Origin of the sequence: Bartonella sp. AA126HLJHH (assembly GCF_042197425.1) — a bacterium.
Taxonomy (GTDB): domain Bacteria; phylum Pseudomonadota; class Alphaproteobacteria; order Rhizobiales; family Rhizobiaceae; genus Bartonella.
The window spans coordinates 1-2,710 of record NZ_JBHIRU010000060.1; the positions used below are offsets into that span (position 1 = coordinate 1).

2 protein-coding genes, 1 tRNA gene and 2 pseudogenes are annotated in these 2,710 nt (G+C 34.9%); 1 reads left to right on the forward strand and 4 read right to left on the reverse strand.

Annotated features, from left to right (window positions below; all coding sequences use genetic code 11):
- Window positions 1–130: 130 nt before the first annotated feature.
- The 4 genes and pseudogenes from ACFIQC_RS09480 to ACFIQC_RS09495 all read right to left on the reverse strand — a co-directional run.
- A tRNA-Ser gene (locus ACFIQC_RS09480) sits at window positions 131–220 on the reverse strand.
- A 942-nt stretch (window positions 221–1,162) separates the two neighbouring features.
- A pseudogene (locus ACFIQC_RS09485) lies at window positions 1,163–1,756 on the reverse strand (tyrosine-type recombinase/integrase); the annotation flags it as partial.
- A gap of 6 nt (window positions 1,757–1,762) precedes the next feature.
- On the reverse strand, window positions 1,763–1,981 hold the full coding sequence (locus ACFIQC_RS09490) for a hypothetical protein (protein ID WP_375618906.1): 219 nt from the start codon (window positions 1,979–1,981) through the stop codon (window positions 1,763–1,765).
- 119 nt (window positions 1,982–2,100) lie between these two features.
- Window positions 2,101–2,208, reverse strand: a pseudogene (locus ACFIQC_RS09495) (exonuclease); the annotation flags it as partial.
- A 302-nt stretch (window positions 2,209–2,510) separates the two neighbouring features.
- Between ACFIQC_RS09495 and ACFIQC_RS09500 the strand changes: the two are divergent.
- Window positions 2,511–2,710, forward strand: a 200-nt coding sequence (locus tag ACFIQC_RS09500) for a hypothetical protein (RefSeq protein ID WP_375707107.1), incomplete at its 3' end; no start/stop codon positions are given.

The following is a 2,710-nucleotide window of genomic DNA, read 5'->3' on the forward strand; positions in this document are numbered from 1 at the left end:
CTTTAAAACTCTTTGAGAAAAAATAAATTGGTACAAAACCTAGTGGCAAAATATACAAAACCCGCTGGCAAGCTACAACCTTGAAAAAACACACATGAAATCAATAAGTTATAGCACCATAAAAGTGCTGTGGCGGAGGGGGTGGGATTCGAACCCACGGTACAGTCTCCTGCACGCCGGTTTTCAAGACCGGTGCCTTAAACCGCTCGGCCACCCCTCCAAACTAGATATGCTTTTTGACAAATTTCTTGCAAAAGGTCAATCATTTTAATACGCATTTTAAAGCGTTCTTTGTAAAACCATTTAAGTTTCAATTAAAATAATTCTTCATAAGTTAATTCTTTGAGTGTGTTATCTAAGAATTTCATTTTTAAATATGATAGTTTTTTCTGAAAAAATGAAAGGTAATTATGATATTTATCATTTCTTTTTCCTGTTTGAAAATTTTTAACAAAGCAATATTTTTTAAGTTCTAATGGTCGTTTTCGTAATAATAAGAAAAGTTCAGTTGAAAATGTTTGATAAATTATATTAAATTTCGGTCGTGTATTTTTAAATTATTTTACCTTTCCAGATATTTATTCTATTTAGATCGGTCATATCTGCGAAAAGAAAATGTTATTGCTTTGACAGTTTATGAGAGATAAATTTGTAAGAATGGGATATATATTCAAGGAAAATTTTTATTGAGTTTAAATAAGTACAATTCAATAAGAAAGCTCTTTAAAAGATTTTTATTTTTTAAATAAAAATATTCAGATATTTAATGCGTCTAAAGGGTATCTTGGAGGAAAGGGCTGATTTACACTATTTGAATAAAACGTTGTGTAAGATTTGCATCGACAGTTTAAAACCTTTTCCAGATATGACTGAAAATTAGGTATATTTATAATGCTTTTTTCTTTAGGATAAGCAAAAAGGTAATTTGAATGGAAGAAAAGATTATTGAACGCTTAGATCAATAAATAGTTTGTTAAAGTATTGCATAGTTTTTCAAGAATAGAACTTAAAAACGCTAAATTATGCAGAGGCAAAAAGCATAAACTTTAACAGACAAGGTTTTAAAAGCCGTTTCATTCACAAATATGTGTAAAATAAAATATTTATGTCTAATATGAGAGAATAGGTTGTTCCTGATTCTATTGAGTTTTATAGGCCTCTTTTCCTCATCTTTTTGAAGCTTTTTTATGGCTTCAAGAGCAAGTTTTTACGGTCTGCGCTCTTTGTGTAAAGAGATGTCATAGTGTCGTCTGTCCAGCCAAAAACTGCTTTGAGTTGCGAGACTGTTGCACCAGAATTAACTGCGCGTGTTGCTGCTAATTTTCTTAAGCCATGTGCTGATTTTTTGATTCCCGCTACGTTACAAGCCTCACGAAAAAGGTTGCCAAAACTTTCTTTAACTAGTTTTTTACCTTCTTTACCACAAATGAATGTTTCTTCTCCAATCACATACCTTCATAAGGATGAGTTCTTTTTGTTTTTGGGTGACTTTAGAAAGGCTATGCCAATTGGAGCTATTAAAATATTATTTAAGGAGCCATGCGAATGAACCTTCAACAAGTTTACCAGTTTTTGATTTAGGAAGTATAAGCCCTTGTAACTCGGCAAGTGCGCTTTTGTAGTTATCAACAAACTCTTGCGTTCCATAGGTACCGCGTATTCTAATGCGTGGTCCATGACCAATACGTACATACCATACAATTTTGCCATGTTGAGTAATTTGTTTAACGAGATGAGGAGGACGTGGTTTAGGCATGGTATTTTACATCTTAGAGAGTGCGGTTTCGTAATATTCATTCTTTGACAAATCTAAAAGTTTGTCTGGGTGGCTAACTGAATTTGGTATTGGAATATCTGCTTTAAGATAGATAAGCAGTTCACCGGTAGGTTTGATTTCTATGAGTTCGCATTTTTGCTTTTTTGCTTCTCTTAAAGCTCGTGCAATGTCTGCTTGCGTTATGATAGCTTTACGAGGTGCCATATCTTTTCTCCTTACATTGAGATGCAATTCACGTGTGGCGTGAATCACGCATTACTTGAAAGTGTTAAGAAGGGTGGGGGTGCTCGTAGATATGCGGGGAACAAAACACCCCCATAAGGTTAAGCAGCTTTTGTTGAGAGTTGTTGTATCTCTCGTTCTATCTCTGCTAAAAAGGCTTCAACAACTTGATTGATCTGTTCAATTTGTTGATCATCACGGAAAAAACGGAAGAAGTCACCATCGCATTCCAAAAACCAGAGGGGTTTGATCCAATTGAAAATGCGATTTTGTATCATACAACAAGTGTAGCAAATGAGTTGAGGGTAGAAATGTGGGGCCGTTTCCTATGAGGAAGTTGAATGTTCAGGAAACATATGTGATTTTCACTTTAAAAATTCTTTGCCCAACAAAGAGGCAACTTATGGTAAGATAACTTTAGAAGATGGGATAGTATACAAGGCATTTACTTGGAATGAAGAGAGTGAAAGTTCGCTTTTTTTCAAGGGTACCGATGGAATAATTATCTCACATGATACAGAAAACTGTCACGCAAGAATTTTCGCCTACTCGTCAAGGGATGATACAATCTCACGGCAATCTCATCATTAACGCTGATACCATTGACAACCATTATAGCTCTATGAGAGCAGGGGGAAATGCCGATATCCACGCCAATGTGCTGACCAATTTAGGGGCAACGGCTTATAAAAACACTTATCTTGGTTGTCA

Excerpts from the sequence above, each read along its gene's own strand:
- ACFIQC_RS09490 (WP_375618906.1), bottom strand. The coding sequence starts at position 1,981 with ATGGCACCTCGTAAAGCTATCATAACGCAAGCAGACATTGCACGAGCT.